Source organism: Pseudomonas sp. ES3-33, assembly GCF_000952175.1.
Lineage (GTDB): Bacteria > Pseudomonadota > Gammaproteobacteria > Pseudomonadales > Pseudomonadaceae > Aquipseudomonas > Aquipseudomonas gregormendelii.
In genome coordinates this window covers 70417-96539 of record NZ_JZRI01000147.1, presented here as the reverse complement: position 1 = coordinate 96539, position 26123 = coordinate 70417, and the positions used below count along the sequence as shown (strand labels likewise).

The window sequence follows — 26123 nt, the reverse complement described above, 5'->3', positions numbered from 1 at the left end:
GACTCGGGGATTCAGACACCCCGCAGCGCTCAGACGTTTTTCGCGAGCAAGCTCGCTCCTGCACAGGTCGATCAGTCGTAGATGACTTTTTTCTTCCAGTCCGCATCGGCTTCGACGTCCTTGAGGCCTTCGGTCAACTGGTTCACTTCGTCTTCGGCAGGCGCAGTCTTGTCCATCACCTGGGCGTTGGCACGAGCCAGGAGTTTCTCCAGATACTGCAGCTGTTCGGCGTAAACCTGCGGTTCCTGCTGTTTGCGCAGGTATTGAACGCCGCGCTCGAAAGCCAGTCGCGCCTGGCCAGGTTGATTTTGCTGCAGCGAGTGCTGGCCCAGATTGTTGAAAAACTCGATGTGCAGCAGCACCAGGATATGGCGAACCTCACGGATCCAGCGCTTGGCTTCGTTGGTGGGCAGGAAACCGTCCTGGGCTGCGCGGGTAATTTGACCGTGCAGGGCCTCAAGCAGGAAACGTACGTCCTTGGCTTTGGCCTCAGTCTGGATCGGCGCCGGCGGGTTATTGACCGGAATCGATTCCCCTTGCGCGACCAGCGCCGTCAGCTCGGCAATCCGGGCCTTGAGCCCGGCATTGGATTTTTCCAGGTTGAGCAGGCGCTGGCAGACATTCAGCTCCAGGCGCGTCAACAGCAGCTTGAGCGCCGGTGTCATCAACTGCCCAGGGAACGTCTCGGTGATCTCACCGCAACGACGCAGGCGGTCGTTGAGCTCAACCTTGGTGCGGGCTTTCTCCAGCTTGTTGTTTTCCACCACATTGTTCATGTAGCCAATGACGATCAATAGCGCGATCCCGGCTACGACGAGCAGGGTGATCATGAGTGGAGTCACCGGTAAGACCTCTTTATGGGATTCGCGAGCGAGTGTAGTGGCTTGGCATTGGAGCGCATAGCGCCGCACGGCGGGTTGAATCGGACAGTGTCCAGCCTGTATCGGCCGTCATGCGCCTTATATAAGTAATCTCTGTATTGGGTGCATATGGCCATCATCTGTGGCGCAGATCGACTATAACGTCTTGGCAGGCGTCAGAATATAGGCGTCAGACACCGGGCGGCGGAAAAGCCCGAAACGCGCCTGAATCCAGGTCGAAGTCATTGATTTAAATAAATTTATATCTGGGGGTTGACGACCTCTCAATCCATCCATAGAATGCGCGCCACTTACAGCGTAAAGCACACAGCGAAACGCGGTAGGCAGTGAATGTTGTACGTGTGTCCCCTTCGTCTAGTGGCCTAGGACACCGCCCTTTCACGGCGGTAACAGGGGTTCGAGTCCCCTAGGGGACGCCAATGCGGGAATAGCTCAGTTGGTAGAGCACGACCTTGCCAAGGTCGGGGTCGCGAGTTCGAGTCTCGTTTCCCGCTCCATTTTTAAACAGTGTTGCTTTCGGGCAGCACTGAGTGAAACCAGAACCAAGTCTTCGGATGCGGCTCTGGGCACCGAAACACACACCATGTGTTCCGGGCAGCGTGTCCCCTTCGTCTAGTGGCCTAGGACACCGCCCTTTCACGGCGGTAACAGGGGTTCGAGTCCCCTAGGGGACGCCATTTGCGGGAATAGCTCAGTTGGTAGAGCACGACCTTGCCAAGGTCGGGGTCGCGAGTTCGAGTCTCGTTTCCCGCTCCATATTTAACGAAAACGCCGCTCATTGAGCGGCGTTTTTGTTTGTGCAGAATTTGTTCCCGAGAAGTGAAGAGGCCCGCCAGTCAGACTGCGCGGGCCTTTTGCGTGTGTGGCTTTTTAGATCGAAAAGATCGGGTGTCCGGCAATACCGCCCGAAGTGAATGGCTGCCCCAGCCTCAGTCCACGCTGTAGTGAACCGATAGCACGCCTTTCTTCGATGAGACGGAGGCGATGGCGACCGTGCCCAACTCCCTCAGGCTGCGTACATGAGTGCCGCCGCAGCCATAGGCAGGGAGTTCGCCAAAGCTGATTTCCCTCGCGCCTTCGCGTAGCGACGACAGGCGTGGCAGGTCGTCGGCTATCCACTGATCGAGGCCGATCTGGACAGTCTTTACGTCGACCTCTTGTGCGGACTCGGCAGGTTTGAATTGCACCCGGCCTTCACCTGGCCAGTGATGCGCCTTGACTGGCATCCAGCCCATGGCCTGGACGAGGTGGCCGATCAAATGACCGGCAGAATGCATGCGGGTATTGAACTGGCGACGTTGCTCGTCGATCCGAATCCGGGTCATGCCCGGGGTTATCGGGCGGTCGACAAAATGGATGATGCGGTCGGGATCCTGGACCACACGAAGCACTTGGCTCTCGCCTATCGAGCCGGTATCAAAAGGCTGCCCGCCGCCCTGGGGGTGAAAGAGTGTGGCCCGCAGCACGACGGCGAACTCGTTCTCGTGCGGCATGCAGTCCAGTACTTCCACGTTGGCATTGAGGTCATCACTGTGGAAAAAGAGGCGAAGCGTCATGTGCCGAATCCGGATAAATACTGTTTTTTATTATAGGTAGCGGGGAAAAGCGTGATAATCCGGTCAAAGATCAAAGGACTGTTGCGCTGTGAGCATAAATCTTCCGTTGCCGCTGCTGGGTGAAATGGCGATTTTCGTCAAGGTTGTCGAGACTGGCAGCTTCTCTGAAGCGGCTCGTCAACTCGGCTCCTCGCCTTCGGCGGTCAGTCGTAGCATTTCGCGCCTGGAAAAAGCGTTGGCCACTCGCTTGCTGCAACGCACCACGCGCAAGTTGCGGCTCAGTGATGGTGGCGAGGAGGTGTTCAAGCGTTGCCAGGAAATGGTCAGCGCCGCCAAGTCGGTCATGGAGATCAGTGGCCAGTTCACGGATGAGGCAGAAGGGCTGATACGGGTGAGCGTGCCCAAGGCGGTTGGGCGGTTTGTGATTCACCCGCACATGCCGGAATTCTTGCGGCGTTTTCCCAAGGTGGACGTTGAGTTGCTGCTGGAGGATCGGCAGGTGGATCTGATCGATGACCATGTCGACCTGGCCATTCGAATCACTGATCGGCCACCTGCCGGGCTGGTGGGGCGCCAGCTGCTGACGATCGATCATATGCTGTGCGCCACTCCACAGTACCTGGCCGAACACGGCATACCGACGCACCCCCATGATTTGCTCAACCACAGTTGCATCTACCTGGGAGAAACTCCGAGCGATGCGCGCTGGAAATTCAAAAAGGGCACCAAGGCGATCTCGGTCGGTGTGCGCGGGCGTTATGCCGCCAATCACACCGGCGTTCGCCTGGGGGCGGTGTTGCAGCATATCGGAATTGGCAGCCTGCCTTATTTCACGGCACGTCACGCGTTGGAGCAGGGGGTAATCGTGCAGGTGTTGCCGGACTGGACCTTTCTGGCGTCTTACCATGGTGGTGCCTGGCTGCTGCATTCACCAACCCGGTACATGCCGCCGAAGTTGCGCGTGTTTATCGATTATCTGGTGGAGTGCCTGGAGAAAGAGCCGACCTTGGGCAAGCCTGGTCGGGGGGCAGAGATGGCGGCCTATGAGACACCTGAAAGTGAAGGTTTGCCCTAGAGGCCCCATCGCGGGCAAGCCTTGCTCCCACGAGCTTAAGGTCAGCTCACAATGGTCCGGTTTTACCTGTGGGAGCAAGGCTTGCCCGCGATGGGGTCATCGGCTGCCACGAAAAAGGCCCGCATGTTCACCATGCGGGCCTCTGGTAGTGCTGATCGTGGATCAGTGCTTGCTGTCGTCGATGGACATCGACAGCAGTTGCTTCTCCTGATTCCAGTCGAACGGCTCATCGTTCTGTTCGGCTTCGAAGCGACGTTCTTCCAGCGCCTGGTACAAATCGATTTCGTCGTCAGGCATGTAGTGCAGGCAATCACCGGCGAAATACCACAGCAGGTCGCGCGGGACCAGGTGGGCGATTTGCGGGTAGCGGGCGATCACCTGGCAGAGGATGTCCTGGCCCAGGTATTGGCTTTCGATCGGGTCGACTGGCAACAATGCCCGCAGTTCGTCGAAACGCTCCAGGAACAAGGCATGGCTTTCTTCGGGAACCTGCTCGGCCTCGCCCACGGCGACCAGGATGCTGCGCAAGTGGTCCAGCAGGACGAGATGATCGGCAACGATGTTGGACACGAGATAAGTCCTCAAGAGCAAAACGGGCGCGGGAGTATAAAGCTCCTGCGCCCGTTTTTACAGGTAGGACGGAATCAGCGGACCTTTCCGTCGGCCAGTGCCAGCTCTTCCTTGTCGAAGTCGTCGACATCGATCACCTTGCGTCGTGCCGCCTCGGCATCACGCAAAGTCAGCGCTTCCACTGGCTGCAATACGCCCGCTTCCAGTGCCGCATCAATCGCGTGTTCCCCGGCAGCCGGCTTGACCTGGCCACTCTTGAGCGCCACATGCAGCTTCTTCTGCAAAGGCTGCGCGGCGTTCAACAGGTTGCACGCATGCTGCAACGCGCCGACGGCGTCATCTGCCGCCTGCGGGCGGTAGCAGCCACCGAGCAACTCTTCCAGGGTCGGATCACCTTTGGCGCGACCGATGACAGCAGCGACCTCGGCACCGAGCTTGTCCGACGGACCTTTGTGACGGCGACCGAATGGAAACACGATCACCCGCAGCAGGCAGCCCAGTACTTTGTTCGGGAAGTTGGTCAGCAGTTCGTCGAGGGCCTTTTCCGACTGACCGAGGCTTTCTTCCATCGCCCAGTTAAACAGCGGCGCCATATGTTCAGGCGAATCGAGATCGTGGTAACGCTTGAGTGCCGCAGAGGCCAGGTACATGTTGCTGAGTACATCACCCAGACGTGCCGACAGGCGTTCGCGACGTTTAAGTTCGCCACCCAGCAGCATCATGCTGAGGTCGGCGAGCATGGCGAACGCGGCGGCCTGGCGGTTGAGCGCGCGGAAGTACCCTTGACTCAGGGCATTGCCTGGCGCCCGTTCAAAGTGACCAAAGCCGAGGTTCAGCACCAGGGTGCTGGCGGCGTTGCCAACGGCAAATCCGATGTGCTTGAGCAGCAACGCATCGAACTCGACCAGGGCCTGATCCTTGTCCTCGCGCCCCGCCAGGGCCATTTCCTTGAGTACGAACGGATGGCAGCGAATCGCGCCTTGGCCGAAGATCATCAGGTTGCGCGAAAGGATGTTGGCGCCTTCCACGGTGATGAAGATCGGCGCGCCGTTCCAGCTGCGTCCCAGGTAATTGTTCGGGCCCATGATGATGGCCTTGCCGCCGTGTACATCCATGGCGTGGCTGATGCATTCGCGTCCACGTTCGGTCAGGTGGTACTTGAGGATCGCCGACAGCACCGAAGGCTTCTCGCCCAGGTCTACGGCGTTGGCGGTAAGCATCCGCGCTGCATCCATCATCCATGCATTGCCGCCAATACGCGCCATGGCTTCCTGGATACCCTCGAACGCCGAAAGTGGCACGTTGAACTGCTCGCGGACCTGGGCGTACTGGCCGGTCACCAGGCTGGTGAACTTGGCGGCGCCGGTGCCAACTGCCGGCAGGGAAATCGAACGGCCGACGGACAGGCAGTTCATCAACATCATCCAGCCCTTGCCGAGCATCTCCTGGCCGCCTATCAGGTAGTCCAGGGGGATGAACACGTCCTTGCCGGAATTGGGGCCGTTCATGAACGCCGCGCCCAGTGGCAGGTGGCGACGTCCGATCTCGACGCCAGGGGTGTCAGTTGGAATCAGCGCCAGGCTGATGCCCAGGTCTTCCTTGTCACCCAGCAGATGGTCCGGGTCATAGGCCTTGAACGCCAGGCCGAGGAGGGTCGCGACGGGGCCCAGGGTGATGTAGCGTTTTTCCCAGTTCAGGCGCAGGCCAAGGGTTTCCTGCCCTTCCCATTCACCCTTGCAGATGATCCCGGTGTCGGGCATCGCGCCGGCATCGGAGCCGGCAAGCGGGCCGGTCAGGGCGAAGCACGGAATATCGTCACCGCGCGCCAGTCGTGGCAAGTAGTGGTTGCGTTGTTCGTCGGTGCCGTAGTGCAGCAGCAGCTCGGCAGGGCCTAGGGAATTGGGGACCATCACGGTGGAGGCGAGGTCGCCGCTGCGAGTCGCCAGTTTCATCGCCACCTGGGAGTGGGCATAGGCGGAAAAGCCCTTGCCGCCGAATTCCTTGGGGATGATCAGGGCGAAGAAGCCGTTGTCCTTGATGTGGGTCCAGGCTTGCGGTGGCAGGTCCATGTCCTGGCCGATCTGCCAGTCACTGACCATGGCGCAGAGCTCTTCGGTCGGGCCATCGATAAAAGCCTGTTCCTCTTCGCTCAACTGCACTTTCGGGTAGGCCAGCAATTTATCCCAGTCCGGACGGCCACTGAACAATTCACCGTCCCACCACACTGTGCCTGCGTCGATCGCATCGCGCTCGGTCTGCGACATCGGCGGCAGGGTTTTCTGGAACCAGCTGAACAGTGGCGCGCTGAAAAATTTGCGGCGCAGGTCCGGCAGCAACAAGGGCGCCGCCACGGCGGCGATCAACACCCATAGCAGCAACAACAACCAGCCTGGCGCGTGACTGAAGGCGCCCATTGCCACCACATAAACGGCAACGATGCACAAGGCGGGTAGTGGGGCGGTGCGGCGATGCGCCAGATAGGCAATGCCGACGATCAGAACCAGTATCCACAACAACAGCATATTTAATCCTCCGTGAACCAGGGCAAAACCAACCCTCAGAGCTTAGACGGCATCCGTAGCAGGGTGATCAGGGCAAGGTGTTGAATTGTGAGAAACCTTGTAAAAGTTTTGCAGGCACGGTTGGCAACAGCCTGCGCAAATCGTTCGCTGCTCTCGCGACAATGCGCCCATGTTTGGCCGAAATGCCGTTATCTCTGTGCTTATCCTGTCGCTAGACTCGGGTCTTCCCCAGGAGATTGATCTCATGCACGAGTATTTGAGCCCCGGCCGCTTCATCGATAGTGACCACCCGTCAGTAGTGGAGTTCGCTGAAAAACACCGTGGCGCCAGTCGCGATCCGCTCGAGCAGGCGATCAATCTCTATTACGCCGTGCGCGAAGCTGTGCGCTACAACCCCTATACCTTCAGCCGCGACCCGCAGACCCTGTGCGGCAGTTACGCCCTGGCGGCAGGGGAAAGCTATTGCGTGCCCAAGGCCACATTGCTGGCTGGCGCAGCGCGGCATTGCGCAATCCCGGCACGTATCGGTCTGGCTGATGTGCGCAATCACCTGTCGACCCCGCGGCTGCTCGAACTGCTCAGGAGCGACGTGTTCGCCATGCACGGTTATACCGAACTGTTCCTGAACGGACGCTGGGTCAAGGCCACGCCGGCATTCAATCAAGGCTTGTGTGAATTGTTCAACGTCGCGCCATTGGAGTTCGACGGGATCAACGACAGCGTGTTCCACCCTTTCAACCGCGATGGCGAGCCGTTGATGGAGTACCTGGTCGACCATGGCCAGTTCACTGATGTGCCTGAAGCGTTCTTTTTCGAGCACCTGGAAAAATGTTACCCGCACCTGTTTGCCGGGCAGTTGCCGGCGCTGCTGGGGGACATGCAGAGCGATTTGAGTCGCGCCTGATCCGGCGTATGCTGCCTGCGCATTCATCCATAAAGAGGCGCTCATGCTGAAGATCTGGGGTCGCAAGAACTCGTCGAATGTCAGGAAACCGTTGTGGGCCGCCGAGGAGCTGGGCCTGGTTTACGAGGCAATAGATGCCGGCGGTGCCTTTGGCGTCGTGGACACCGCGCATTACCGGGCGATGAACCCCAATGCTCGTGTGCCGGTGATCGAAGACGACGGCTTCGTGCTTTGGGAATCCAATGCCATCGTGCGTTATCTCCTGGCTCGCCACGCCAGCAACAGCGCCTGGTACCCGGCGGATCCGCAAGCCCGCGCCAGCGCCGACAAGTGGATGGACTGGACCACTTCGAACTTTGCCGGCCCGTTCCGCACCGTGTTCTGGGGTGTGCTGCGCACCTCGGCCGATCAACAGGACTGGCCGGCCATCCACGCTGCGATCAAGGAGTGCGACGCGCTGCTGGCGGTGGTCGATCAGGCGTTGACGTCCCAACCCTACCTGTCGGGTGAAGAGATCGGCATGGGTGACATCCCCCTGGGCAGTTTTATTTATGCCTGGTTTGAAATGCCCATCGAGCGCGCACCCCAGCCCCATCTTGAGGCCTGGTACGCACGGCTCAAGCAGCGTCCGGCGTATCAGAAAGCCGTCATGACCGCGTTGACTTAATACTCACTATCGACACGCTTGACTGTACTTGTGTGGCGGGGACAAGCACCATTGCGCTCATGCGCTGCGGTTGTGTTCGTCACCGCCCGCCCTTATCTATTCCTTCCTTTCCCTTCTTGGTGCGTAATCCGATATGAGTTCCGCTCTGTCCATCCGGCAGCTAACCAAAACCTACGGCAACGGTTTCCAGGCCCTGAGTGGTATCGATCTGGATGTCGCCGAAGGTGATTTTTTCGCCTTGCTCGGCCCTAACGGTGCGGGCAAGTCCACGACCATCGGCATTCTCTCGACCCTGGTGAACAAGACCAGCGGCACGGTGAACATCTTCGGTCACGATTTGGACAAGAACCCGGCGGCGCTCAAGCGCTCCATCGGCGTCGTGCCCCAGGAATTCAACTTCAACCAGTTCGAAAAGACTTTCGACATCGTCGTGACCCAGGCCGGTTACTACGGCATCCCGCCGAAAATCGCCAAGGAGCGCGCCGAGCAGTACCTGACCCAACTGGGGTTGTGGGACAAGCGCGATACGCCATCGCGGTCCCTGTCTGGCGGGATGAAGCGCCGGTTGATGATTGCCCGCGCGCTGGTTCACGAACCGCGCTTGCTGATCCTCGACGAGCCGACGGCGGGGGTGGACATCGAGTTGCGGCGCTCGATGTGGACCTTCCTCACCGAGCTGAACCAGAAAGGCATCACCATCATCCTCACCACCCATTATCTGGAAGAGGCTGAACAGCTGTGCCGCAACATCGGCATCATTGATCACGGCACCATCGTCGAGAACACCAGCATGAAGCAATTGCTGGGGCAGTTGCATGTGGAGACCTTCCTGCTCGATCTCAAGAACACCTTGAGCGTTGCGCCGCAGTTGCTTGGTTACCCGGCCAGGCTGGTCGACGGTCATACCCTTGAGGTCCAGGTCGACAAGGCCATGGGCATCACCGCGCTGTTCACCCAGCTTGCGCAGCAGAACATCGAAGTGTTGAGCCTGCGCAACAAAACCAATCGCCTTGAGGAGTTGTTCGTGTCCCTGGTGGAGAAAAATCTGTCGAAGGTGGCGGTATGAGTTCCGAGCTGCAACCCAACCTCGTTGCCCTGAACACCATCGTCTACCGCGAGGTCAGGCGCTTCACCCGAATCTGGCCGCAGACCTTGCTGCCGCCAGCGATCACCATGGTGCTGTACTTCGTGATCTTCGGGAACCTGATCGGTCGGCAGATTGGCGACATGGGTGGCTTCACCTATATGGAGTACATCGTGCCGGGCCTGATCATGATGTCGGTGATCACCAACTCCTATGGCAACGTGGTGTCGAGTTTCTTTGGCAGCAAGTTCCAGCGCTCCATCGAGGAATTGATGGTGTCGCCGGTGTCGCCGCACACGATTCTGATCGGCTACACCCTCGGGGGCGTACTGCGCGGGTTGATGGTGGGGGTGATCGTGACCCTGTTGTCGCTGTTCTTTACCCATTTGCAGGTGCACCACCTGGGCGTGACCATCCTGGTGGTGGTGCTGACGGCAACGATCTTCTCGTTGCTGGGCTTTATCAACGCCGTGTTTGCGCGCAACTTTGATGACATTTCGATCATCCCGACCTTTGTGCTGACGCCATTGACGTACCTGGGCGGGGTGTTCTACTCGATTTCCCTGCTGCCGCCGTTCTGGCAGGCCGTGTCCCTGGCGAACCCGGTGCTGCACATGGTCAATGCGTTTCGTTACGGCATCCTCGGAGTCTCGGACATCCGCATCAGCGTAGCGATCACCTTCATGCTGGTGGCGACCGTGGTGTTGTATATCGGTTGCGCGCGGTTGCTGGTAAGTGGCCGCGGGATGCGTACTTAAAGTAATCCTGGATAGACAAACGGCCTCCCATGCGGAGGCCGTTTTGCATCACGACATCCGGTTTTTCTTGCGCCGCCGCCACTGCCGCGCAACCCACCAGCGCCAGTACATCATCGTCAGGCAATAGGCCAAGGCTCCCAGCACCAGTCCCGTGACCACCGAACCCAGCAGGAATGGCTGCCACATCGTGGACAGCTCGCCGCTGATCCATTCCCAGGTCAGTTCGTCCGGCAAGTGCCGGGCAGGAATGTCCATCAACCAGGCGCCCGTCTGGTAGGTACAAAAGAACACGACCGGCATGGTGATTGGATTGGTCAGCCAGACCAGGCTGACGGCGATGGGGATATTGCCGCGCACCATGATGGCCAACGCCGCGGCCACCAGCATCTGCAAGGGAATGGGCAGGAAGGCGGCAAACAACCCCACGGCCATCGCCCGGGCAACGGAGTGGCGGTTGAGGTGCCACAGGTTCGGGTCATGCAGCAGGGTGCCAAGGAAGCGTAAGGACTTATGTTCCCTGATGCTCGTCGGATCTGGCATGTAGCGTTTGAATAAGCGCCGGGGCATAAGGCTTCTCGGTCGGTTAAGGCGGCAAGTATGTCTCGATTCTGTGAACCGCCCATTCAGACTTTGTGACAATTAATAACGACGGGCGTGCGATCCCCCGACTATGCCTAGTGGGTGGACTCCAAGGACGGGCGTATGCGCACAGGGATGATAGCGCTGGCGCTGGGTTTGCTGACCCTGCGTTTCTTACCGGCATTACCGCCGGTCTGGTTGTTGATACTGATGCCGATAGTGGGCCTGAAGGTGCTGCCGTTTCGCGCCTATCCGCTGGCGTTTTTCCTGTTTGGCTTCACTTGGGCCTGTACCCAGGCGCAATGGGCGCTAAGCGATCGCTTGCCGATTCAGCTCGAGGGTGAAACCCGTTGGGTGGAGGGGACGGTCACGGGACTGCCGCAGAACGGCGAAGGTGTCGTGCGCTTCGAGCTGTCGGACAGCCATTCCCGGCGTACAAAGCTCCCGCAGCGGATGCGCCTGGCCTGGTACGACGGCCCTGCGGTGAATAGCGGGGAACGCTGGCGCCTGGCGGTCAAGCTGAAACGACCCATCGGGCTGCTCAATCCCCATGCTTTCGACTACGACGCCTGGCTGCTGGCGCAACGCATCGGCGCCACCGGCACGGTGAAGGCTGGCGAAAAACTCGCAGATGCCCGGGGAGCCTGGCGCGATAGCCTGCGCCAGCGCTTGCTGAGTGTAGATGCGCAGGGCCGCAGCGGCGCGCTGGCGGCCTTGGTGCTGGGAGACGGCAGCGGCCTGAGTCGCGAGGACTGGCAGGTGCTGCAAGACACCGGCACCGTGCATTTACTGGTGATTTCCGGGCAGCACATCGGTTTGCTGGCAGGCGTGATGTACTTGCTGATCGCGGGGCTTGCCCGTTATGGCATATGGCCGCGCCGTTTGCCCTGGCTGCCTTGGGCGTGCGGATTGGCATTTTCGGCGGCTCTTGGTTATGGCTTGCTTGCCGGCTTCGACGTACCGGTGCGCCGGGCCTGCGTGATGATCGGCCTGGTGCTGCTGTGGCGCCTGCGTTTGCGCCATCTCGGCGCCTGGTGGCCGCTGCTGCTGGCGCTGAACGGGGTCCTGTTGATGGACCCGCTGACGAGCCTGCAACCCGGTTTCTGGCTGTCCTTTGCGGCGGTGGCAGTGTTGATCTTCACCTTCGGCGGTCGGCTCGGCTCATTGCCCTGGTGGCAAACCTGGACTCGCGCCCAGTGGATGATCGCCATTGGTTTGAGTCCGCTTTTACTCATCCTCGGCCTGCCGATCAGCGTCAGTGGGCCGCTGGTCAATTTACTCGCGGTGCCCTGGATCAGTCTGTTGGTCCTGCCGCCTGCATTGCTTGGTACCTTGCTGCTGCCAATGCCTTATGTGGGCGAGGGGTTGCTGTGGCTCGCCGGGGGGCTGCTCGACTGGCTGTTCAAGGGCCTGGCGCAAGCGGCGGGGCAGGTGCCCGCCTGGGACCCTATGGCGATTGCGTTTTGGACCTGGGCGTTGGCCGCCGCCGGCGCCTTGCTGCTGCTGATGCCGGCGGGCGTGCCGCTGCGATGGCTGGGCTGGCCGATGTTGCTGTTACTGGTCTTGCCACCGCGTCCCACAATCGCCGAAGGCATTGCCGAGGTCTGGCTTCTGGACGTCGGCCAGGGCCTGGCGATCCTGGTGCGCACTCGTCATCACAACCTGTTGTATGACGCCGGGCCGCGTTCCGCGGGCATGGACATGGGCGCGCGAGTGGTGCTGCCGACGTTGCGCAAGCTGGGCGTGGAACAGCTTGACCTGATGCTGATCAGCCATGCTCACGCCGATCATGCCGGAGGCGCCAAGGCAGTGGTCGACGGAGTACCGGTCCGCAGGATAATGGGCGGCGAACCCTTTCCCCCGGCAGATGGCCTGCTCGCAGATGCCTGCGAGAGCGGCGGGCACTGGAATTGGGACGGGGTGGGCTTCCGGCTCTGGCAGTGGGCGTCGGCGCAGGACAGCAACTCCCGATCCTGCGTGTTGCAAATCGAGGCCTCCGGCGAGCGGTTGCTGCTGACCGGTGATATCGAACGGGCCGCCGAGCAGGCATTGCTCGGCAGCCCGCTGGCCGTCGCCACTGACTGGTTGCAGGCTCCGCACCATGGCAGTCGCACTTCATCCTCGATGCCCCTGCTCAGCGTGCTCCAGCCCAAGGCGGTGCTGATCTCCCGCGGCAACGGCAATTCGTTCGGCCATCCGCACCCAACGGTGATTGCACGCTATCGAAAATTGGCAATGGGGATCTACGACAGTGCGCAGCAGGGCGCCGTTCATCTGCAACTGGGGACCTTCTCGGCACCGGCGACGATGCGTCAACACCGGCGCTTCTGGCGTGATCCGGCACCGCTGGCAGAATGACTGGCGGGCAGCGGGCCCCGACCGGTTGCGCCATCGTGGTCTTCGGTGCGAGAAGCCCCTATGGTAGAGTGGCGCACTTTTTCGAGGGGACTGTCACTGTGTGGGAATTGGTCAAATCCGGCGGCTGGATGATGCTGCCGATCATTCTGAGTTCCATCGTGGCCATGGCGATCGTTGTCGAGCGCCTGTGGACCCTGCGTGCCAGTCGTGTGACTCCGGAGCATTTGCTCGGCCAGGTCTGGGTCTGGATCAAGGACAAACAGCTCAATAAGGAAAAGCTCAAGGAATTGCGCGCCAATTCCCCTCTGGGCGAAATTCTCGCGGCTGGGCTGGCCAACTCCCGGCATGGTCGCGAAATCATGAAAGAGTGCATCGAGGAAGCTGCGGCGCGAGTCATTCACGAACTCGAACGCTACATCAACGCCCTGGGCACGATTGCCGCCATGGCGCCGTTGCTGGGCTTGCTCGGCACCGTGCTGGGCATGATCGATATCTTCAGTGCGTTCATGGGCACCGGCATGGGCACCAACGCGGCGGTACTCGCCGGTGGTATTTCCAAAGCCCTGATCACCACGGCCGCAGGCCTGATGGTCGGTATCCCGGCGGTGTTCTTCCACCGTTTCCTGCAACGCCGGATCGACGAACTGGTGGTGGGCATGGAACAGGAAGCGATCAAGCTGGTTGAGGTCGTACAGGGCGACCGTGATGTTGACCTGGCCGAGGGCAAAGCGTGAAATTCCGCCGCAAGCCTCGGGAAACGGTCGATATAAACCTCGCTTCGCTGATCGACGTGGTGTTTATCCTGCTGCTGTTTTTTGTCGTGACCACCACCTTCACCCGTGAAACCCAGCTGCGCGTCGACCTGCCGGAAGCCGTCAGCGGAACGCCTGCCGAAGATCAGCAGGTCAAGCACCTGGACGTGGCGATCAATGCTGAAGGCGCGTTTTCGGTGAATAACCAGGTCTTGCCCAAGAACGACCTGGCGACCCTGATGGACGCCCTGCAGAAAGAATCCAACGGCGACACCAGCCTGCCGCTGTCCATCAGCGCCGACGGCAAGACCCAGCATCAGTCGGTCATCATCGCCATGGATGCTGCCGGCAAGCTCGGTTTCAGCCACCTGCGCATGACCACTGTCGAGGCGGCGCCGCCCGCGCCCTGATGGCCATGTCCGATCGCTTGCTCGCCGCGTGGTACGAGGGACATCCGGCCCTGAAGCTGTTGCAGCCGCTGGAGTGGCTCTATCGCCGCGTGGTCACGAACAAGCGCAAGCGTTTCCTGGCGGGCGAGGGCGAGATCTATCAGCCGCCAGTGCCGTTGATCGTCGTCGGTAATATCACCGTCGGCGGCACGGGCAAGACTCCGCTGATTCTCTGGATGATCGAGCACTGCCAGCGTAGCGGGCTGCGCGTCGGGGTGGTCAGTCGGGGTTACGGCGCCAAACCACCGCAACTTCCATGGCGAGTCGCGGCGGATCAGGGCGCCGATACTGCGGGCGACGAGCCTCTGTTGATCGTCCAGCGCACCGGCGTACCCTTGATGATCGACCCGGACCGCAGTCAGGCGGTCAAGGCCTTGCTCGAGAGTGAACCGCTGGACCTGATCCTGTCGGACGACGGCATGCAGCATTATCGCCTGGCCCGTGACCTTGAGCTGGTGCTGATCGACGCTGCCCGTGGCCTGGGTAACCAGCGCTGCCTGCCCGCCGGGCCCCTGCGTGAGCCGGTCGAGCGCCTTGAGAGCGTCGATGCGGTGCTCTACAACGGCGCCGCTGACGATCGCCATGACGGGTTTGCGTTCCAGCTGCAACCTACCGCGCTGGTCAATCTGCGTAGCGGTGAACGGCGGCCGCTCGATCATTTTCCTGCGGGACAGGCACTGCATGCCGTGGCAGGCATCGGTAATCCACAGCGTTTCTTCACGACCCTCGAAACGCTACACTGGAAGCCTGTACCGCACGCGTTCGCTGACCACGCCGAGTACAGCGTGCAGGCACTGAATTTCGCTCCGTCATTGCCTTTGGTAATGACTGAAAAGGACGCGGTGAAGTGCCGTGCCTTCGCCGCCGCCGATTGGTGGTACCTGACGGTCGATGCTGCGCCATCCCCGGCCTTTGTCGCCTGGTTCGATACGCAGCTGATGCGCCTGGTGCCGGACCGTCTTTTGCCTTAACTCCGTTTTATCCAGGGAATGCTCATGGACACCAAATTGCTCGATATCCTCGCTTGCCCCGTCTGCAAAGGCCCGCTCAAGCTCAGCGCTGACAAGACCGAGCTGATCAGCAAGGGCGCCGGCCTCGCTTATCCGATTCGCGACGGCATCCCGGTCATGCTCGAAACCGAAGCGCGCACCCTGACCACCGACGAGCGCCTGGATAAATGACCGCAGCCTTTACTGTCGTCATCCCCTCGCGTTACGCCTCCACCCGTTTGCCAGGCAAGCCGCTGTTGCTGATCGCCGGCAAACCGATGATCCAGCACGTCTGGGAACAGGCGAGCAAAAGCAGCGCCGAGCGCGTGGTGGTGGCCACCGACGACCTGCGCATCGTCGAAGCCTGCAAAGGCTTTGGCGCTGAAGTGGTGCTGACGCGTGAAGATCATAACTCCGGTACCGATCGCCTGGCCGAAGTGGCGACGAAGCTGGGCCTGGCGCCCGACGCCATCGTGGTCAACGTGCAAGGTGACGAACCGCTGATTCCACCTGATGTGATCGATCAGGTCGCGGCCAACCTGGCAGCCCACACCGAAGCGCGCATGGCCACTCTGGCTGAGCCGATCGAAGATGTGGAAACCCTGTTCAACACTAATGTGGTCAAGGTGGTCAGTGACCTCAACGGTCTGGCGCTGACCTTCAGCCGGGCGACCTTGCCGTGGGCCCGCGATGACTTTGCCAGGAGTCGCGAGCAATTGCCGGAAGGCGTGCCGTACCGTCGCCACATCGGCATTTATGCTTACCGCGCCGGGTTCCTGCATGACTTCGTCAGCTGGGGCCCTTGCTGGCTGGAAAACACTGAATCCCTTGAACAACTAAGGGCCTTGTGGCACGGCGTGCGTATCCACGTGGCTGACGCTTTGATCGCGCCACCGACCGGCGTTGATACCGCTGAAGACCTGGAGCGGGTTCGTCGCCTGCTGGAGGCCTGATGCGGGTTCTGTTCGTCTGCCTGGGCAACATCTGCCGCTCGCCGACCGCCGAAGGCGTGCTGCGCCATAAACTGCGCGAGGCCGGGCTGGCGGGGCAAGTCGAGGTCGCCTCCGCCGGTACGGGCGACTGGCACGTCGGCAAGGCCCCGGATAAACGCAGCCAGGCCGCCGCCCGGCTACGCGGTTACGATTTGTCTGCCCAGCGCGCGCAGCAAGTCAGTCGTGCCGATTTCTCCATGTATGACCTGATCCTGGCGATGGATAACAGCAACCTGCGCAATCTCAAGGCATTGCAGCCTGCGAAGGGCAAGGCGGAGCTTGACCTGTTCCTGCGCCGCTATCAGTCGGAACTCGATGAAGTTCCAGACCCGTACTACGACGGCGACCAGGGCTTCGAGCAGGTATTGGACCTGATCGAGCGCGCCAGTGACCTGCTGGTGATCGAATTGAAGGGGCGGTTATGAGTCTGCAGGTGCAAGCCCGGGTATCGCTCAAACCGTACAACAGCTTTGGCGTGGATGTGCAGGCCCGCCTGTTTGCCCAGGCCCACAGTGACGACGACGTGCGCGACGCCCTGGCGTATGCCACGCAGCACGAGGTGCCATTGCTGGTAATCGGTGGGGGCAGCAACTTGCTGCTCACCGCCGATATCCAGGCGCTGGTGCTGCGCATGGCCACCCGCGGGATTCGCCTGCTCAGCGACAACGGCCAGCAGGTGGTGATCGAAGCCGAAGCCGGCGAGCCTTGGCATCCGTTTGTGCAACACACCCTGGCCCAGGGTTTGTCTGGCCTGGAAAACCTCAGCCTGATCCCCGGTACGGTCGGCGCGGCACCGATGCAGAACATCGGCGCTTATGGCGTGGAGATCAAGGACGTGTTTGCCGGCCTGACCGCGCTTGATCGCCGGACCGGCGAACTGCGCGACTTCAGCCTGGACGAGTGCAAGTTCGCCTACCGCGACAGCCTGTTCAAGCAGGAGCCGGGGCGCTGGTTGATCTTGCGGGTGCGCTTCAACCTGAACCGCACTGAACACCTGCATCTGGAATACGGCCCGGTGCGTCAGCGCCTGACCGAGCAGGGTATCGAGCGTCCGACCGCCAGCGACGTCAGCCAGGCGATCTGCAGCATTCGCAGCGAAAAGCTGCCGGACCCTGCGGTGCTGGGCAATGCTGGCAGTTTCTTCAAGAACCCTCTGGTACCGGCGGCGCTGGTCACCCGGCTCAAGGCTGAATTCCCGGACCTGGTGGCCTACGCGCAACCCGACGGGCAGATGAAGCTGGCGGCTGGATGGCTGATCGAGCGCGCAGGCTGGAAGGGCTTTCGCGAAGCCGACGCCGGTGTGCACAAGTTGCAGGCGCTGGTGCTGGTCAACTATGGCGCTGCCACTGGCCTGCAGTTGCTGGACCTGGCGCAACGGATCCAGAAAGACATTTGGCAACGATTCCAGGTCGAGCTGGAAATGGAGCCCAACAGATATTGAGGCTACGCTTTCAGCACTGCCCTGGAGGCCCTGCACATTTGTCGATGTGCAGGGCTTTTTTGTTAATCCTGGGTTAACTTAGCCGCCTAACGATACAAGCCATTTTGCTGCACCAAAGGCCCGATGCAGACGTCGCCGTCGGCATGAGAGAGCCTCCTTAGCCTGAGTCGATCTGCGTGATGCCAACCGCCAGCCTCTGGCGGCAGATTGCTCGACCCCATAACCGTCTTTAGATATGCGGGCGTGCCCATGATTACCCTGAAACTCAACGGTCAAGACCATCAACTCGATGTCACCGAGGACATGCCCCTGCTCTGGGCAATTCGCGACGTGGCCGGTTACAACGGCACCAAGTTTGGCTGCGGCATGGGCCTGTGTGGTGCCTGCACCATTCATATCGACGGCTCCCCGGCACGCAGTTGCATCACGCCGATCGGCTCGGTGATCGGCCAGGACGTTAGCACCATCGACAATTTGCACAGCGACCCGGTTGGGCAAGTCGTCCAGCAAGCTTGGCTCGACACAGCAGTGGCCCAGTGCGGGTTCTGCCAGGGCGGGCAGATCATGTCGGCGACAGCATTGCTCAAGGTCAACCCCAACCCCAGCGACGAGCAAATCGAAGAAGCGATGGTGGGCAACATTTGCCGTTGCGGCACCTACAACCGTATCAAGACCGCCATACGCCAAGCCTCCACCCACCTGAAGGAGGCCAAGGCATGAGCGGGCTACCGAATGATTTTGCGCTGAGCAATCTCAGCCGCCGTGGTTTCCTCAAGGGCGTAGGCGCTACCAGCGCGCTGGTGCTGGCCGCCAGTTGGGGTTGGCAGGACGCACTCGCCGCCGATAAAGAGCAGAAATTCGGCGCAGACGGTATGCCCAATGGCTGGATCGACGATCCAAAAGTATATGTCAGCATTGCCGCCGATGGCACCGTAACCGTGGTGTGCAACCGCTCGGAAATGGGCCAGGGCGTGCGCACCAGCCTGAGCATGGTGGTGGCGGACGAGCTGGATGCCGACTGGGCGATGGTCAAGGTGCAGCAGGCGCCCGGTGATGAAGTTCGCTATGGCAACCAGGACACCGACGGCTCGCGCAGCATGCGCCATTGGTACGAGCCGATGCGTCGTTGTGGCGCCGCTGCGCGCACGATGCTTGAGCAAGCCGCTGCCGAGCAGTGGAAAGTACCGGTAGGCGAGTGTCAGGCACAGTTGCACAAAGTCATTCACCAGCCCACCAAGCGTGAACTGGGTTACGGCGCCCTGGCGGCTGCCGCTGCTGCACTGGCAGTGCCGGCTCGCGACAGCCTGCGGCTTAAGCAGCCTGCGCAGTTTCGATACATCGGCAAGGAAGGCATCAAGGCGATCGATGGTGCCGACATCGTCAATGGTCGTGCAGTCTACGGCGCCGATGTGCACATCGAGGGCATGCTCTACGCGACCATTGCGCGCCCGGCGGTATATGGCGGCAAGGTCAAATCCGTTGACTCGAGTGCGGCGCTGAAAGTGCCTGGCGTGCTCAAGGTCATCAACATCGAAGGGCGGCCAATGCCGTCGGAGTTCCAGCCCCTGGGTGGCGTGGCCGTGATCGCCAGCAATACCTGGGCAGCGATCAAAGGGCGCGAAGCGCTGAAGATCGAGTGGGACGATGGCCCGAATGCCAGCTATGACTCGATCGCCTACCGCAAGGAGCTGGAAGCTGCATCGCTCAAGCCCGGCAAGGTCGTGCGCAACACCGGCAACATCGACGAGGCCATGGGCAACGCCGACACCACGCTGGAAGCGTCTTACTATCTGCCGCACCTGGCACAGTCCCCGATGGAGCCGATGGTAGCCATTGCGCGCTTCAAGGACGGCGTCTGCGAGGCCTGGGCGCCGAGCCAGGCACCCCAGGTGACGCGAGAGCGAATTGCCGAACGCCTCGGCGTCCCGTTCGATAACGTCACGGTCAACGTGACCCTGCTCGGCGGCGGCTTCGGACGCAAGTCCAAGCCGGATTTTGTCATCGAAGCGGCGATCCTCGCCAAGGAATTTCCCGGCAAGGCAGTGCGGGTGCAATGGACGCGTGAAGACGATATCCATTGTTCGTACTTTCATACCGTGTCGGCCGAGTACCTCAAAGCCAGCCTGAACAAGGACGGCCTGCCGTCCGGCTGGCTGCACCGCACCGTCGCGCCCAGTATCACGGCGCTGTTTGCACCGGGCATGAATCATGAAGCGGCGTTCGAGCTGGGCATGGGCTTCACCAACATGGCCTATGCGATCCCCAACGTGCGCCTGGAAAACCCCGAGGCCAAGGTGCATACCCGGGTGGGTTGGTACCGTTCGGTGTCGAACATTCCCCACGGCTTTGCGATCCAGAGTTTCGTCGATGAGTTGGCCCACAAGGCCGGCCGCGATCCGCTGGAGTACCAGATCAAGCTGCTCGGCCCGGACCGCCAGATCGATCCGCGCACCTTGAGCGAAGAGTGGAACTACGGCGAGTCGCCGGAACGCTATCCGATTGATACCGGCCGTATGCGCAAGGTCCTGGAAACTGCGGCGAAGGCGGCGGGGTGGGGTCGTGACTTGCCCAAGGGCCGTGGCCTGGGCCTGGCGGTGCACTACAGTTTTGTCACCTATGTCGCGGCGGTGATCGAGGTTGAGGTCAAGGATGACGGCACGTTGATCGTGCATAAGGCGGATATCGCAGTGGACTGCGGCCCGCAGATCAACCCGGAGCGCATCCGCTCGCAATTCGAAGGTGCCTGTGTGATGGGCCTGGGTAATGCGGTGCTCGGCGAAATCAGCTTCAAGGACGGCAGGGTCCAACAGGATAACTTCCACATGTACGAAGTAGCACGCATGTCCCTGGCGCCGAAGGAGTTGGCGGTGCACATGGTCACTCCGCCGGGAGACGTGCCGCTTGGGGGCGTCGGCGAACCTGGCGTTCCACCGATTGCGCCGGCGCTGTGTAATGCGATTTTTGCTGCCACGGGCCAGCGTATTCGCAACCTGCCGGTGCGCTTCCAGTTACAGGGTTGGCAGAAGGCGCAAGCCTGATGGACAGCGTCGATCTGAATGTCCTGCGCAGCGTGCTGGAATGGCGCAATGCGGGCCAGCGGGTGGTGCTGTACAGCGTGGTCCAGACGTGGGGCACTGCGCCCCGGGCACCTGGCGCCATGCTGGCGTTGCGTGAAGATGGCGTGGTGATCGGGTCTGTGTCCGGCGGCTGCGTCGAGGATGATCTGATTGCCCGCCTGCACGATGGGCGCATCCCGGCTGACGGACCGCCCGTGCAGTTGATCACCTACGGCGTGACTCGCGAGGAGGCTGCGCGCTTTGGCTTGCCTTGTGGCGGCACCTTGCGCCTGACTGAAGAGCGCGTAGGCGATCCGGCCTGGGTGGCACAGTTGCTGGCACGTTGCGAGGCGCACGAGATTGTGGCGCGCTCGCTGTCGATTGAAACCGGTGAGGTGTTGCTGGAGCCCGCAGACAAGTTGCAAACGCTGACCTTTGACGGCAAGACGCTGCGGGCCATTTATGGTCCGCGCTGGCGCCTGCTGCTGATCGGTGCAGGTCAACTGTCGCGATATGTCGCCGAGATGGCGCGGCTGCTGGATTTCGAGGTGCTGATCTGCGATCCGCGCAGCGAATTCGTCTATGGCTGGGAAGAGCAGCATGGACACTTCGTCCCGGGCATGCCCGACGAAGCGGTACTGACTATCCAGACCGACGAGCGCACGGCCATTGTAGCGCTCACCCATGACCCGCGCCTGGATGACATGGCGCTGCTGACGGCGCTGGACTCCGATGCATTCTACGTGGGTGCGCTGGGGTCTCGGGTCAACAGCCTGAAGCGCCGGGATAATCTGGCTCAGCTAGGCTTGTCGGCAGCGGCCATTGAACGGCTGCACGGCCCGATCGGCTTGCACATTGGTAGCCATTCGCCAGCGGAAATCGCTTTGTCGCTGATGGCTGAAATTGTCGCAATCAAGAACGGCGTCGAACTCAAACAGAAGAAGCCCTTGCAGGAGGCGCCATGAGCGAACCCATCGCCGTCATCGTGCTGGCAGCGGGGCAGGGCGAGCGCTTTCGCCAGGTAGCGGGCGCCGACAAGGACAAGTTGCTGGCGGACTGTACCGGGCGCGACGGTGCTGTGCGGTCGGTCATCGAGCATGTCCTCGTGAATCTGCCGGCTAAGGCGGGCAAACGGGTTGTGGTTACCACTGCAGATCGTCCCCAGGTGATTCGCATGGCCCAGGCCTATGGGTTCGAGGTGGTCCTGATCGAGTCCACGGGGATGGGGGACAGCATTGCTGCCGGGGTGGCGGCGTGTCCGCAGCCCGGTGGTTGGTTGATTGTGCTGGGGGATATGCCCTTCATCCTGCCGTTGAGCATTGAGCGGGTGATAGCAGGGATGGCGGCTGACACTATCAGTGTGCCAGTGCATGAAGGCGAGTATGGGCACCCGGTGGCGTTCGCGGGCTCTTTCGGGCCGGCATTGATCGCGCTCTCGGGGGACCGCGGGGCCAGGCCGCTGTTTGCTTCGGCCAGGGTGGTTGAAGTAGAGGTGGATGATCCTGGGGTGTTGTGGGATGTGGATGTGCCCGGGGCCCTGGTGTTTGTGTAAAACATCAAAAGATCGTCCGAACGCGGCCCGAGCCTTCGTACGATCTTTTGATCTTCAAGGTATAAAAAAGCCCCGCTCTGGATCACCAGGCGGGGCTTTTTGTCAGCCGTCGGAATCAGACGAGGGGTTTAGGCTCGTGCTCTTTTTCCTGGGCTTTTTCGTGTTGCTCTACCGCGTCCTGTACGGAACGTGGTGCTTCATCGATCACTGACGCTACAGGCTCAGCGACAACTTCAGCAGGGGCTTCAGCGACCACCGGTGCAGGCTCAACCACGGCTGGAGCAGCAGCGGCAGCCAATTCAGCTTCCTTCTGCAGACGCTCGGCTTCGCGCTTGCGACGACGCACTTCACGCGGGTCGTTTGGCGCGCGACCATTTTCAGTCAGGGCGCTTGCCGGCGCGGCTTCGACCACAGGTGCAGCCACTTCGGCTACAACCGGGGCCTCAACCGGCACTTCGACCACTGGAGCAGGCTCTGCAGCCGCAACCACTGGCTCTGGCTCGTAAGCCGGAGTTTCAGCTACCGGGGCTGGCGTTTCTGCAACAGCTGGCTCGGCAACCCAGTTGAAAGCGGTTTGCTCTTCGCGAACTTCACGAATCGATTCGGTCACGGTTTCGCTGACCGTCTCGGCAGCAGGCTCTGCAATCACTGCTGGAGCTTCGACGACTGCCGCAGGTTGCGGTGCCGCTTCTACTTCAGGCTGCGCTTCACGAGCCGGCGCCACTTCGATTTCCGGCGAAGCGGTGGCTTCGACAGGCGAGGTCGCTTCAACCACTGGCGCTTCGACTGGAGCAGTGTCCAGGGTGGCAGCAGTAGCGCGTTCGGCTTGCTCGTTGGCCTGTGCTTCAGCTGGAGCGCTGATCACCGAGCTGGCAACGGCTGCGGTAACAGCCAGGCCAGCGGCCAGGTCGTTAGCGCTTGGTGCGTCGGCAGTGGCTGCCACTTCGCCTTCAGCTGATTCAGACTCTTCCGAACCTTCGATCACATTGCCGTTGGCATCACGCTGACGCTCGCGACGGTTGCTGCGACGACGCTGGCCGCGGGAGCGACGACGTGGACGATCGCCTTCGGCGCCTTCCTGTCCGTCTTCCTGCAGTTGCTCTTCGTTGGACAGCAGTTCTTCTTCGGCTACTGGAGCTGCTGCTTGCTCGGCACGTGGCTGACGTTCTTCACGCGGTGGGCGTGGAGCACGTTCTTCGCGTGGCTGGCGAGCCGGACGCTCTTCAGTGGTAGCGACAGCGACAGCGGCAGCGGCTGGAGCAACAGCGTCCAGGGGTTCGCGCAATTCGCGTACACGTTCTTCACGCTCGCCACGTGGCTTGCGGTCTTCACGTGGAGCGCGCGGTGCACGTTCCTCACGCGGTGCGCGTGGTGCACGCTCTTCACGTGGCGCGCGTTCTTCGCGGGCTACTGCCGGCGTTTCTTCACGAGCTTCGCGTGGTTCACGAGCTTCCCGTGGAGCGCGTTCTTCACGCGGTGCACGTTCTTCGCGAGGCTTGCGCTCTTCGTCGCGACGACCGTTACGGTTGCGGCTCTGCTGACGACCGTTGCGACGCTCTTCGTTACGAGCCGGACGCTCGGTGGTCGCAGGCTTTTCAACCACAACCGGTGCGGCTGGCTCTTCCTTGGTTGCAAACAGGCTGACCAGCGACTTCACCAGGCCCTTGAACAGGCTTGGCTCCGGCACGGCGGCCGGTGCAGCCACAGGCGCGGCAGCAACAACTTCGGCAGGAACCGGCGCATTGGCGCGGGCAGGGGCCGTCTTGACTGCAGCTTCCTGGCGGACCAGGGTGCGGGTCGCAGCGGCTGGCTGGACTTCTTCCACTTCGGCAGCGGCAGCAGCGATTTCGTAGCTGGACTGGTTGATGTGGGCTTCCGGGCTGTCATCGCGCAGACGCTGAACTTCGAAGTGCGGCGTTTCGAGATGATCGTTCGGCAGAATGACGATGCGGGCACGGGTGCGCAGTTCGATCTTGGTGATCGAGTTGCGTTTTTCGTTGAGCAGGAACGCGGCCACCGGGATCGGCACTTGTGCACGAACTTCGGCGGTACGGTCTTTCAGGGCTTCTTCTTCGATCAGGCGCAGGATCGCCAGCGACAGCGATTCAACGTCACGGATGATGCCGGTGCCGTTGCAACGTGGGCAAACGATGCCGCTGCTTTCGCCCAACGATGGACGCAGGCGCTGACGGGACATTTCCAGCAGGCCGAAGCGCGAGATGCGACCGACTTGCACGCGAGCGCGGTCGGCTTCCAGGCATTCGCGGACTTTCTCTTCCACGGCGCGCTGGTTCTTGGCAGGGGTCATGTCGATGAAGTCGATGACGATCAGGCCGCCGATGTCGCGCAAGCGCAACTGACGGGCGATTTCTTCAGCAGCTTCAAGGTTGGTCTGCAGCGCGGTTTCTTCGATGTCGCTGCCTTTGGTGGCGCGCGCCGAGTTGATGTCGATGGACACCAGGGCTTCGGTCGGATCGATGACGATGGAACCGCCGGAAGGCAGTTCGACGACACGCTGGAAAGCGGTCTCGATCTGGCTTTCGATCTGGAAACGGTTGAACAGCGGAACGCTGTCTTCGTACAGCTTGATCTTGCTGGCGTACTGCGGCATCACCTGGCGGATGAAGGTCAGGGCTTCGTCCTGGGCTTCAACGCTGTCGATCAGCACTTCGCCGATGTCCTGGCGCAGGTAATCGCGGATGGCGCGGATGATCACGTTGCTTTCCTGGTAGATCAGGAACGGCGCGGAGCGATCGAGCGAGGCTTCTTTGATGGCGGTCCAGAGTTGCAGCAGGTAATCCAGGTCCCACTGCATTTCTTCACTGCTGCGACCAAGGCCTGCAGTGCGCACGATCAGACCCATGTCAGCCGGGGCAACCAGGCCGTTCAGGGCTTCACGCAGTTCGTTGCGCTCTTCGCCTTCGATGCGACGGGAGATGCCGCCAGCACGCGGGTTGTTCGGCATCAGCACCAGGTAACGACCGGCCAGGCTGATGAAGGTGGTCAGGGCGGCGCCCTTGTTGCCACGTTCTTCTTTTTCGACCTGGACAATGACTTCCTGGCCTTCGCTCAGGACGTCCTTGATGTTGACGCGGCCTTCCGGGGCTTTCTTGAAGTATTCGCGGGAGATTTCTTTGAGGGGCAGGAAGCCGTGGCGCTCAGAGCCGAAATCGACAAAGGCAGCCTCAAGGCTTGGTTCGATGCGAGTAATCCGGCCTTTATAGATGTTGGCCTTCTTCTGCTCGCGTGCACCGGATTCGATGTCCAGGTCGTAGAGGCGCTGGCCATCTACCAGTGCAACACGCAACTCTTCGGGTTGAGTTGCGTTAATCAGCATTCTTTTCATGTAGTACCGTCGGTTTCCGGGCTGCCGGAAACGGCGTTCGGCACACACGACTTCTCATGGTCGGTGTCAGGTGCGTCGGGAGTGGTTGGCCATTCCCGTGTCCAGCGATGTCCGGCCAATGTGGGCCTTCGTCGCGACGTACGCGTCCTGCTTGCTGTGGCTACTTAAGCACTCAGTCAGGAGGAGGAATCAACCATTGGCTGTGGACGAGATGAAGCGTCTTGAAAAAGCCTATTGCTACACAGTCCAGCGGTTGTGCATCTCCACCCTACACGTATCCCTGAAAATTCGGGTGCTGCCGCGCGCAGAATCCGCAGCGGGTTGGCATTTACCGTGAGCTCCAAAAGGGGAGGTCACGCATCATGGCTAATTTAGGCGTTGTTTCCGAAACCTTCGCTCGGGGTCATTCGCAACTGACTGCACTTTGTGAACTGGCCATGAATATTGGCTCGCAAGGCGAGTGAAAACTCTGCCCTGCGGCTTGATTCAGGCCTCATGTCACCTGCGCTCGTTACAGCTGCAAACTCCACCGTTAAGTAGCGAAAGCCCCGTAGGACGGCCTCGCGTCCTGGTGAATTGCATTGGTCAGGGC

23 protein-coding genes and 4 tRNA genes are annotated in these 26123 nt (G+C 61.0%); 21 read left to right on the top strand and 6 right to left on the bottom strand.

Features of this window, described 5'->3' with window-relative positions; all coding sequences use genetic code 11:
- Window positions 1-71 precede the first annotated feature (71 nt).
- Window positions 72-830, bottom strand: a complete 759-nt coding sequence (locus UB23_RS24050) for a hypothetical protein (RefSeq protein WP_045061751.1) — start codon at window positions 828-830, stop codon at window positions 72-74.
- Between the two features lie 394 nt (window positions 831-1224).
- Between UB23_RS24050 and UB23_RS24045 the strand changes: the two genes are divergently transcribed.
- The 4 genes from UB23_RS24045 to UB23_RS24030 all read left to right on the top strand — a co-directional run bounded on the left by UB23_RS24045 (window position 1225) and on the right by UB23_RS24030 (window position 1637).
- Window positions 1225-1300: transfer RNA gene (locus UB23_RS24045), tRNA-Glu, on the top strand.
- Between the two features lie 2 nt (window positions 1301-1302).
- Window positions 1303-1378: transfer RNA gene (locus UB23_RS24040), tRNA-Gly, on the top strand.
- Between the two features lie 104 nt (window positions 1379-1482).
- Window positions 1483-1558, top strand: a tRNA-Glu gene (locus UB23_RS24035).
- A gap of 3 nt (window positions 1559-1561) precedes the next feature.
- Window positions 1562-1637: transfer RNA gene (locus tag UB23_RS24030), tRNA-Gly, on the top strand.
- A 173-nt stretch (window positions 1638-1810) separates the two neighbouring features.
- Here UB23_RS24030 and UB23_RS24025 read toward each other — a convergent pair.
- On the bottom strand, window positions 1811-2437 hold the full coding sequence (locus tag UB23_RS24025; protein WP_045061750.1) for a serine-tRNA(Ala) deacylase AlaX: 627 nt from the start codon (window positions 2435-2437) through the stop codon (window positions 1811-1813).
- A gap of 88 nt (window positions 2438-2525) precedes the next feature.
- Here UB23_RS24025 and UB23_RS24020 point away from each other — a divergent pair, with 88 nt between their 5' ends.
- Window positions 2526-3512: a LysR family transcriptional regulator gene (locus UB23_RS24020; protein WP_045061749.1), complete on the top strand. Its 987-nt coding sequence runs from the start codon at window positions 2526-2528 to the stop codon at window positions 3510-3512.
- A 162-nt stretch (window positions 3513-3674) separates the two neighbouring features.
- On the opposite strand, the gene UB23_RS24015 is transcribed toward UB23_RS24020, so the two are convergent.
- Both UB23_RS24015 and UB23_RS24010 read right to left on the bottom strand, forming a co-directional pair.
- A complete protein-coding gene (locus UB23_RS24015) occupies window positions 3675-4082 on the bottom strand; it encodes a PA2817 family protein (protein ID WP_045061748.1) in 408 nt (135 codons plus the stop codon).
- 74 nt (window positions 4083-4156) lie between these two features.
- On the bottom strand, window positions 4157-6604 hold the full coding sequence (locus UB23_RS24010; RefSeq protein WP_045061747.1) for an acyl-CoA dehydrogenase: 2448 nt from the start codon (window positions 6602-6604) through the stop codon (window positions 4157-4159).
- 244 nt (window positions 6605-6848) lie between these two features.
- On the opposite strand from UB23_RS24010, the gene UB23_RS24005 reads away from it, so the two are divergent.
- The 4 genes from UB23_RS24005 (at window position 6849) to UB23_RS23990 (ending at window position 10017) form a co-directional block, all read left to right on the top strand.
- The gene (locus UB23_RS24005) at window positions 6849-7508 is read left to right on the top strand and encodes a transglutaminase-like domain-containing protein (RefSeq protein ID WP_045061746.1); all 660 of its coding nucleotides are present in this window, start codon (window positions 6849-6851) and stop codon (window positions 7506-7508) included.
- Window positions 7509-7551: 43 nt separating this feature from the next.
- Window positions 7552-8175, top strand: a complete 624-nt coding sequence (locus tag UB23_RS24000) for a glutathione S-transferase family protein (protein WP_045061745.1) — start codon at window positions 7552-7554, stop codon at window positions 8173-8175.
- 133 nt (window positions 8176-8308) lie between these two features.
- Window positions 8309-9241 carry an ABC transporter ATP-binding protein gene (locus UB23_RS23995; RefSeq protein WP_045061744.1) on the top strand — a complete coding sequence of 311 codons (933 nt, stop codon included), beginning with the start codon at window positions 8309-8311 and terminating at the stop codon, window positions 9239-9241.
- Window positions 9238-10017 (top strand): ABC transporter permease, encoded by a 780-nt coding sequence (locus UB23_RS23990; protein ID WP_045061743.1) that lies wholly within the window; start codon window positions 9238-9240, stop codon window positions 10015-10017. Before UB23_RS23995 ends, UB23_RS23990 begins: the two co-directional genes overlap by 4 nt.
- A gap of 48 nt (window positions 10018-10065) precedes the next feature.
- Here UB23_RS23990 and UB23_RS23985 read toward each other — a convergent pair whose 3' ends face one another.
- A complete protein-coding gene (locus UB23_RS23985) occupies window positions 10066-10584 on the bottom strand; it encodes a DUF2062 domain-containing protein (protein ID WP_045061742.1) in 519 nt (172 codons plus the stop codon).
- Between the two features lie 135 nt (window positions 10585-10719).
- Between UB23_RS23985 and UB23_RS23980 the strand changes: the two genes are divergently transcribed.
- From UB23_RS23980 to UB23_RS23925, 12 genes are all read left to right on the top strand, one after another.
- The gene (locus UB23_RS23980) at window positions 10720-12954 is read left to right on the top strand and encodes a DNA internalization-related competence protein ComEC/Rec2 (protein ID WP_045061741.1); all 2235 of its coding nucleotides are present in this window, start codon (window positions 10720-10722) and stop codon (window positions 12952-12954) included.
- Between the two features lie 98 nt (window positions 12955-13052).
- On the top strand, window positions 13053-13688 hold the full coding sequence (locus UB23_RS23975) for a MotA/TolQ/ExbB proton channel family protein (RefSeq protein WP_045061740.1): 636 nt from the start codon (window positions 13053-13055) through the stop codon (window positions 13686-13688).
- Complete coding sequence (locus UB23_RS23970; protein WP_045061739.1) at window positions 13685-14116, top strand: ExbD/TolR family protein; 432 nt, start codon at window positions 13685-13687, stop codon at window positions 14114-14116. The genes UB23_RS23975 and UB23_RS23970 overlap by 4 nt, the downstream gene beginning before the upstream one ends.
- Window positions 14116-15126: a tetraacyldisaccharide 4'-kinase gene (gene lpxK / locus UB23_RS23965; RefSeq protein WP_045061738.1), complete on the top strand. Its 1011-nt coding sequence runs from the start codon at window positions 14116-14118 to the stop codon at window positions 15124-15126. Before UB23_RS23970 ends, lpxK begins: the two co-directional genes overlap by 1 nt.
- 24 nt (window positions 15127-15150) lie before the next feature.
- A complete protein-coding gene (locus tag UB23_RS23960; protein WP_007945752.1) occupies window positions 15151-15336 on the top strand; it encodes a Trm112 family protein in 186 nt (61 codons plus the stop codon).
- A complete protein-coding gene (kdsB, locus tag UB23_RS23955) occupies window positions 15333-16097 on the top strand; it encodes a 3-deoxy-manno-octulosonate cytidylyltransferase (RefSeq protein WP_045061737.1) in 765 nt (254 codons plus the stop codon). Before UB23_RS23960 ends, kdsB begins: the two co-directional genes overlap by 4 nt.
- Window positions 16097-16561, top strand: coding sequence for a low molecular weight protein-tyrosine-phosphatase (locus tag UB23_RS23950; RefSeq protein ID WP_045061736.1), 465 nt, complete (start codon window positions 16097-16099; stop codon window positions 16559-16561). Before kdsB ends, UB23_RS23950 begins: the two co-directional genes overlap by 1 nt.
- Complete coding sequence (murB, locus tag UB23_RS23945) at window positions 16558-17577, top strand: UDP-N-acetylmuramate dehydrogenase (RefSeq protein WP_045061735.1); 1020 nt, start codon at window positions 16558-16560, stop codon at window positions 17575-17577. The genes UB23_RS23950 and murB overlap by 4 nt, the downstream gene beginning before the upstream one ends.
- Window positions 17578-17826: 249 nt before the next feature.
- The gene (locus UB23_RS23940; protein ID WP_045061734.1) at window positions 17827-18297 is read left to right on the top strand and encodes a (2Fe-2S)-binding protein; all 471 of its coding nucleotides are present in this window, start codon (window positions 17827-17829) and stop codon (window positions 18295-18297) included.
- Complete coding sequence (locus UB23_RS23935; protein ID WP_045061733.1) at window positions 18294-20615, top strand: xanthine dehydrogenase family protein molybdopterin-binding subunit; 2322 nt, start codon at window positions 18294-18296, stop codon at window positions 20613-20615. The genes UB23_RS23940 and UB23_RS23935 overlap by 4 nt, the downstream gene beginning before the upstream one ends.
- Entirely contained in the window at window positions 20615-21598 is a 984-nt protein-coding gene (locus tag UB23_RS23930) for an XdhC family protein (RefSeq protein WP_045061732.1), read from the top strand. The genes UB23_RS23935 and UB23_RS23930 overlap by 1 nt, the downstream gene beginning before the upstream one ends.
- The gene (locus UB23_RS23925; RefSeq protein WP_045061731.1) at window positions 21595-22185 is read left to right on the top strand and encodes a nucleotidyltransferase family protein; all 591 of its coding nucleotides are present in this window, start codon (window positions 21595-21597) and stop codon (window positions 22183-22185) included. Before UB23_RS23930 ends, UB23_RS23925 begins: the two co-directional genes overlap by 4 nt.
- A gap of 115 nt (window positions 22186-22300) precedes the next feature.
- On the opposite strand, the gene rne is transcribed toward UB23_RS23925, so the two are convergent.
- On the bottom strand, window positions 22301-25531 hold the full coding sequence (gene rne / locus UB23_RS23920) for a ribonuclease E (protein WP_045061730.1): 3231 nt from the start codon (window positions 25529-25531) through the stop codon (window positions 22301-22303).
- Window positions 25532-26123 lie beyond the last annotated feature (592 nt).

Coding starts and splice junctions, on each gene's coding strand:
- UB23_RS24005 (WP_045061746.1), top strand. CDS start 6,849: ATGCACGAGTATTTGAGCCCCGGCCGCTTCATCGATAGTGACCACCCG.
- UB23_RS23930 (WP_045061732.1), top strand. CDS start 20,615: ATGGACAGCGTCGATCTGAATGTCCTGCGCAGCGTGCTGGAATGGCGC.
- UB23_RS24025 (WP_045061750.1), bottom strand. CDS start 2,437: ATGACGCTTCGCCTCTTTTTCCACAGTGATGACCTCAATGCCAACGTG.
- UB23_RS23995 (WP_045061744.1), top strand. CDS start 8,309: ATGAGTTCCGCTCTGTCCATCCGGCAGCTAACCAAAACCTACGGCAAC.
- UB23_RS23935 (WP_045061733.1), top strand. CDS start 18,294: ATGAGCGGGCTACCGAATGATTTTGCGCTGAGCAATCTCAGCCGCCGT.
- UB23_RS23950 (WP_045061736.1), top strand. CDS start 16,097: ATGCGGGTTCTGTTCGTCTGCCTGGGCAACATCTGCCGCTCGCCGACC.
- UB23_RS24000 (WP_045061745.1), top strand. CDS start 7,552: ATGCTGAAGATCTGGGGTCGCAAGAACTCGTCGAATGTCAGGAAACCG.
- UB23_RS23940 (WP_045061734.1), top strand. CDS start 17,827: ATGATTACCCTGAAACTCAACGGTCAAGACCATCAACTCGATGTCACC.
- UB23_RS23980 (WP_045061741.1), top strand. CDS start 10,720: ATGCGCACAGGGATGATAGCGCTGGCGCTGGGTTTGCTGACCCTGCGT.
- UB23_RS24050 (WP_045061751.1), bottom strand. CDS start 830: ATGATCACCCTGCTCGTCGTAGCCGGGATCGCGCTATTGATCGTCATT.
- UB23_RS24010 (WP_045061747.1), bottom strand. CDS start 6,604: ATGCTGTTGTTGTGGATACTGGTTCTGATCGTCGGCATTGCCTATCTG.
- UB23_RS23960 (WP_007945752.1), top strand. CDS start 15,151: ATGGACACCAAATTGCTCGATATCCTCGCTTGCCCCGTCTGCAAAGGC.
- UB23_RS23990 (WP_045061743.1), top strand. CDS start 9,238: ATGAGTTCCGAGCTGCAACCCAACCTCGTTGCCCTGAACACCATCGTC.
- kdsB (WP_045061737.1), top strand. CDS start 15,333: ATGACCGCAGCCTTTACTGTCGTCATCCCCTCGCGTTACGCCTCCACC.
- UB23_RS23925 (WP_045061731.1), top strand. CDS start 21,595: ATGAGCGAACCCATCGCCGTCATCGTGCTGGCAGCGGGGCAGGGCGAG.
- lpxK (WP_045061738.1), top strand. CDS start 14,116: ATGGCCATGTCCGATCGCTTGCTCGCCGCGTGGTACGAGGGACATCCG.
- UB23_RS23985 (WP_045061742.1), bottom strand. CDS start 10,584: ATGCCCCGGCGCTTATTCAAACGCTACATGCCAGATCCGACGAGCATC.
- rne (WP_045061730.1), bottom strand. CDS start 25,531: ATGAAAAGAATGCTGATTAACGCAACTCAACCCGAAGAGTTGCGTGTT.
- murB (WP_045061735.1), top strand. CDS start 16,558: ATGAGTCTGCAGGTGCAAGCCCGGGTATCGCTCAAACCGTACAACAGC.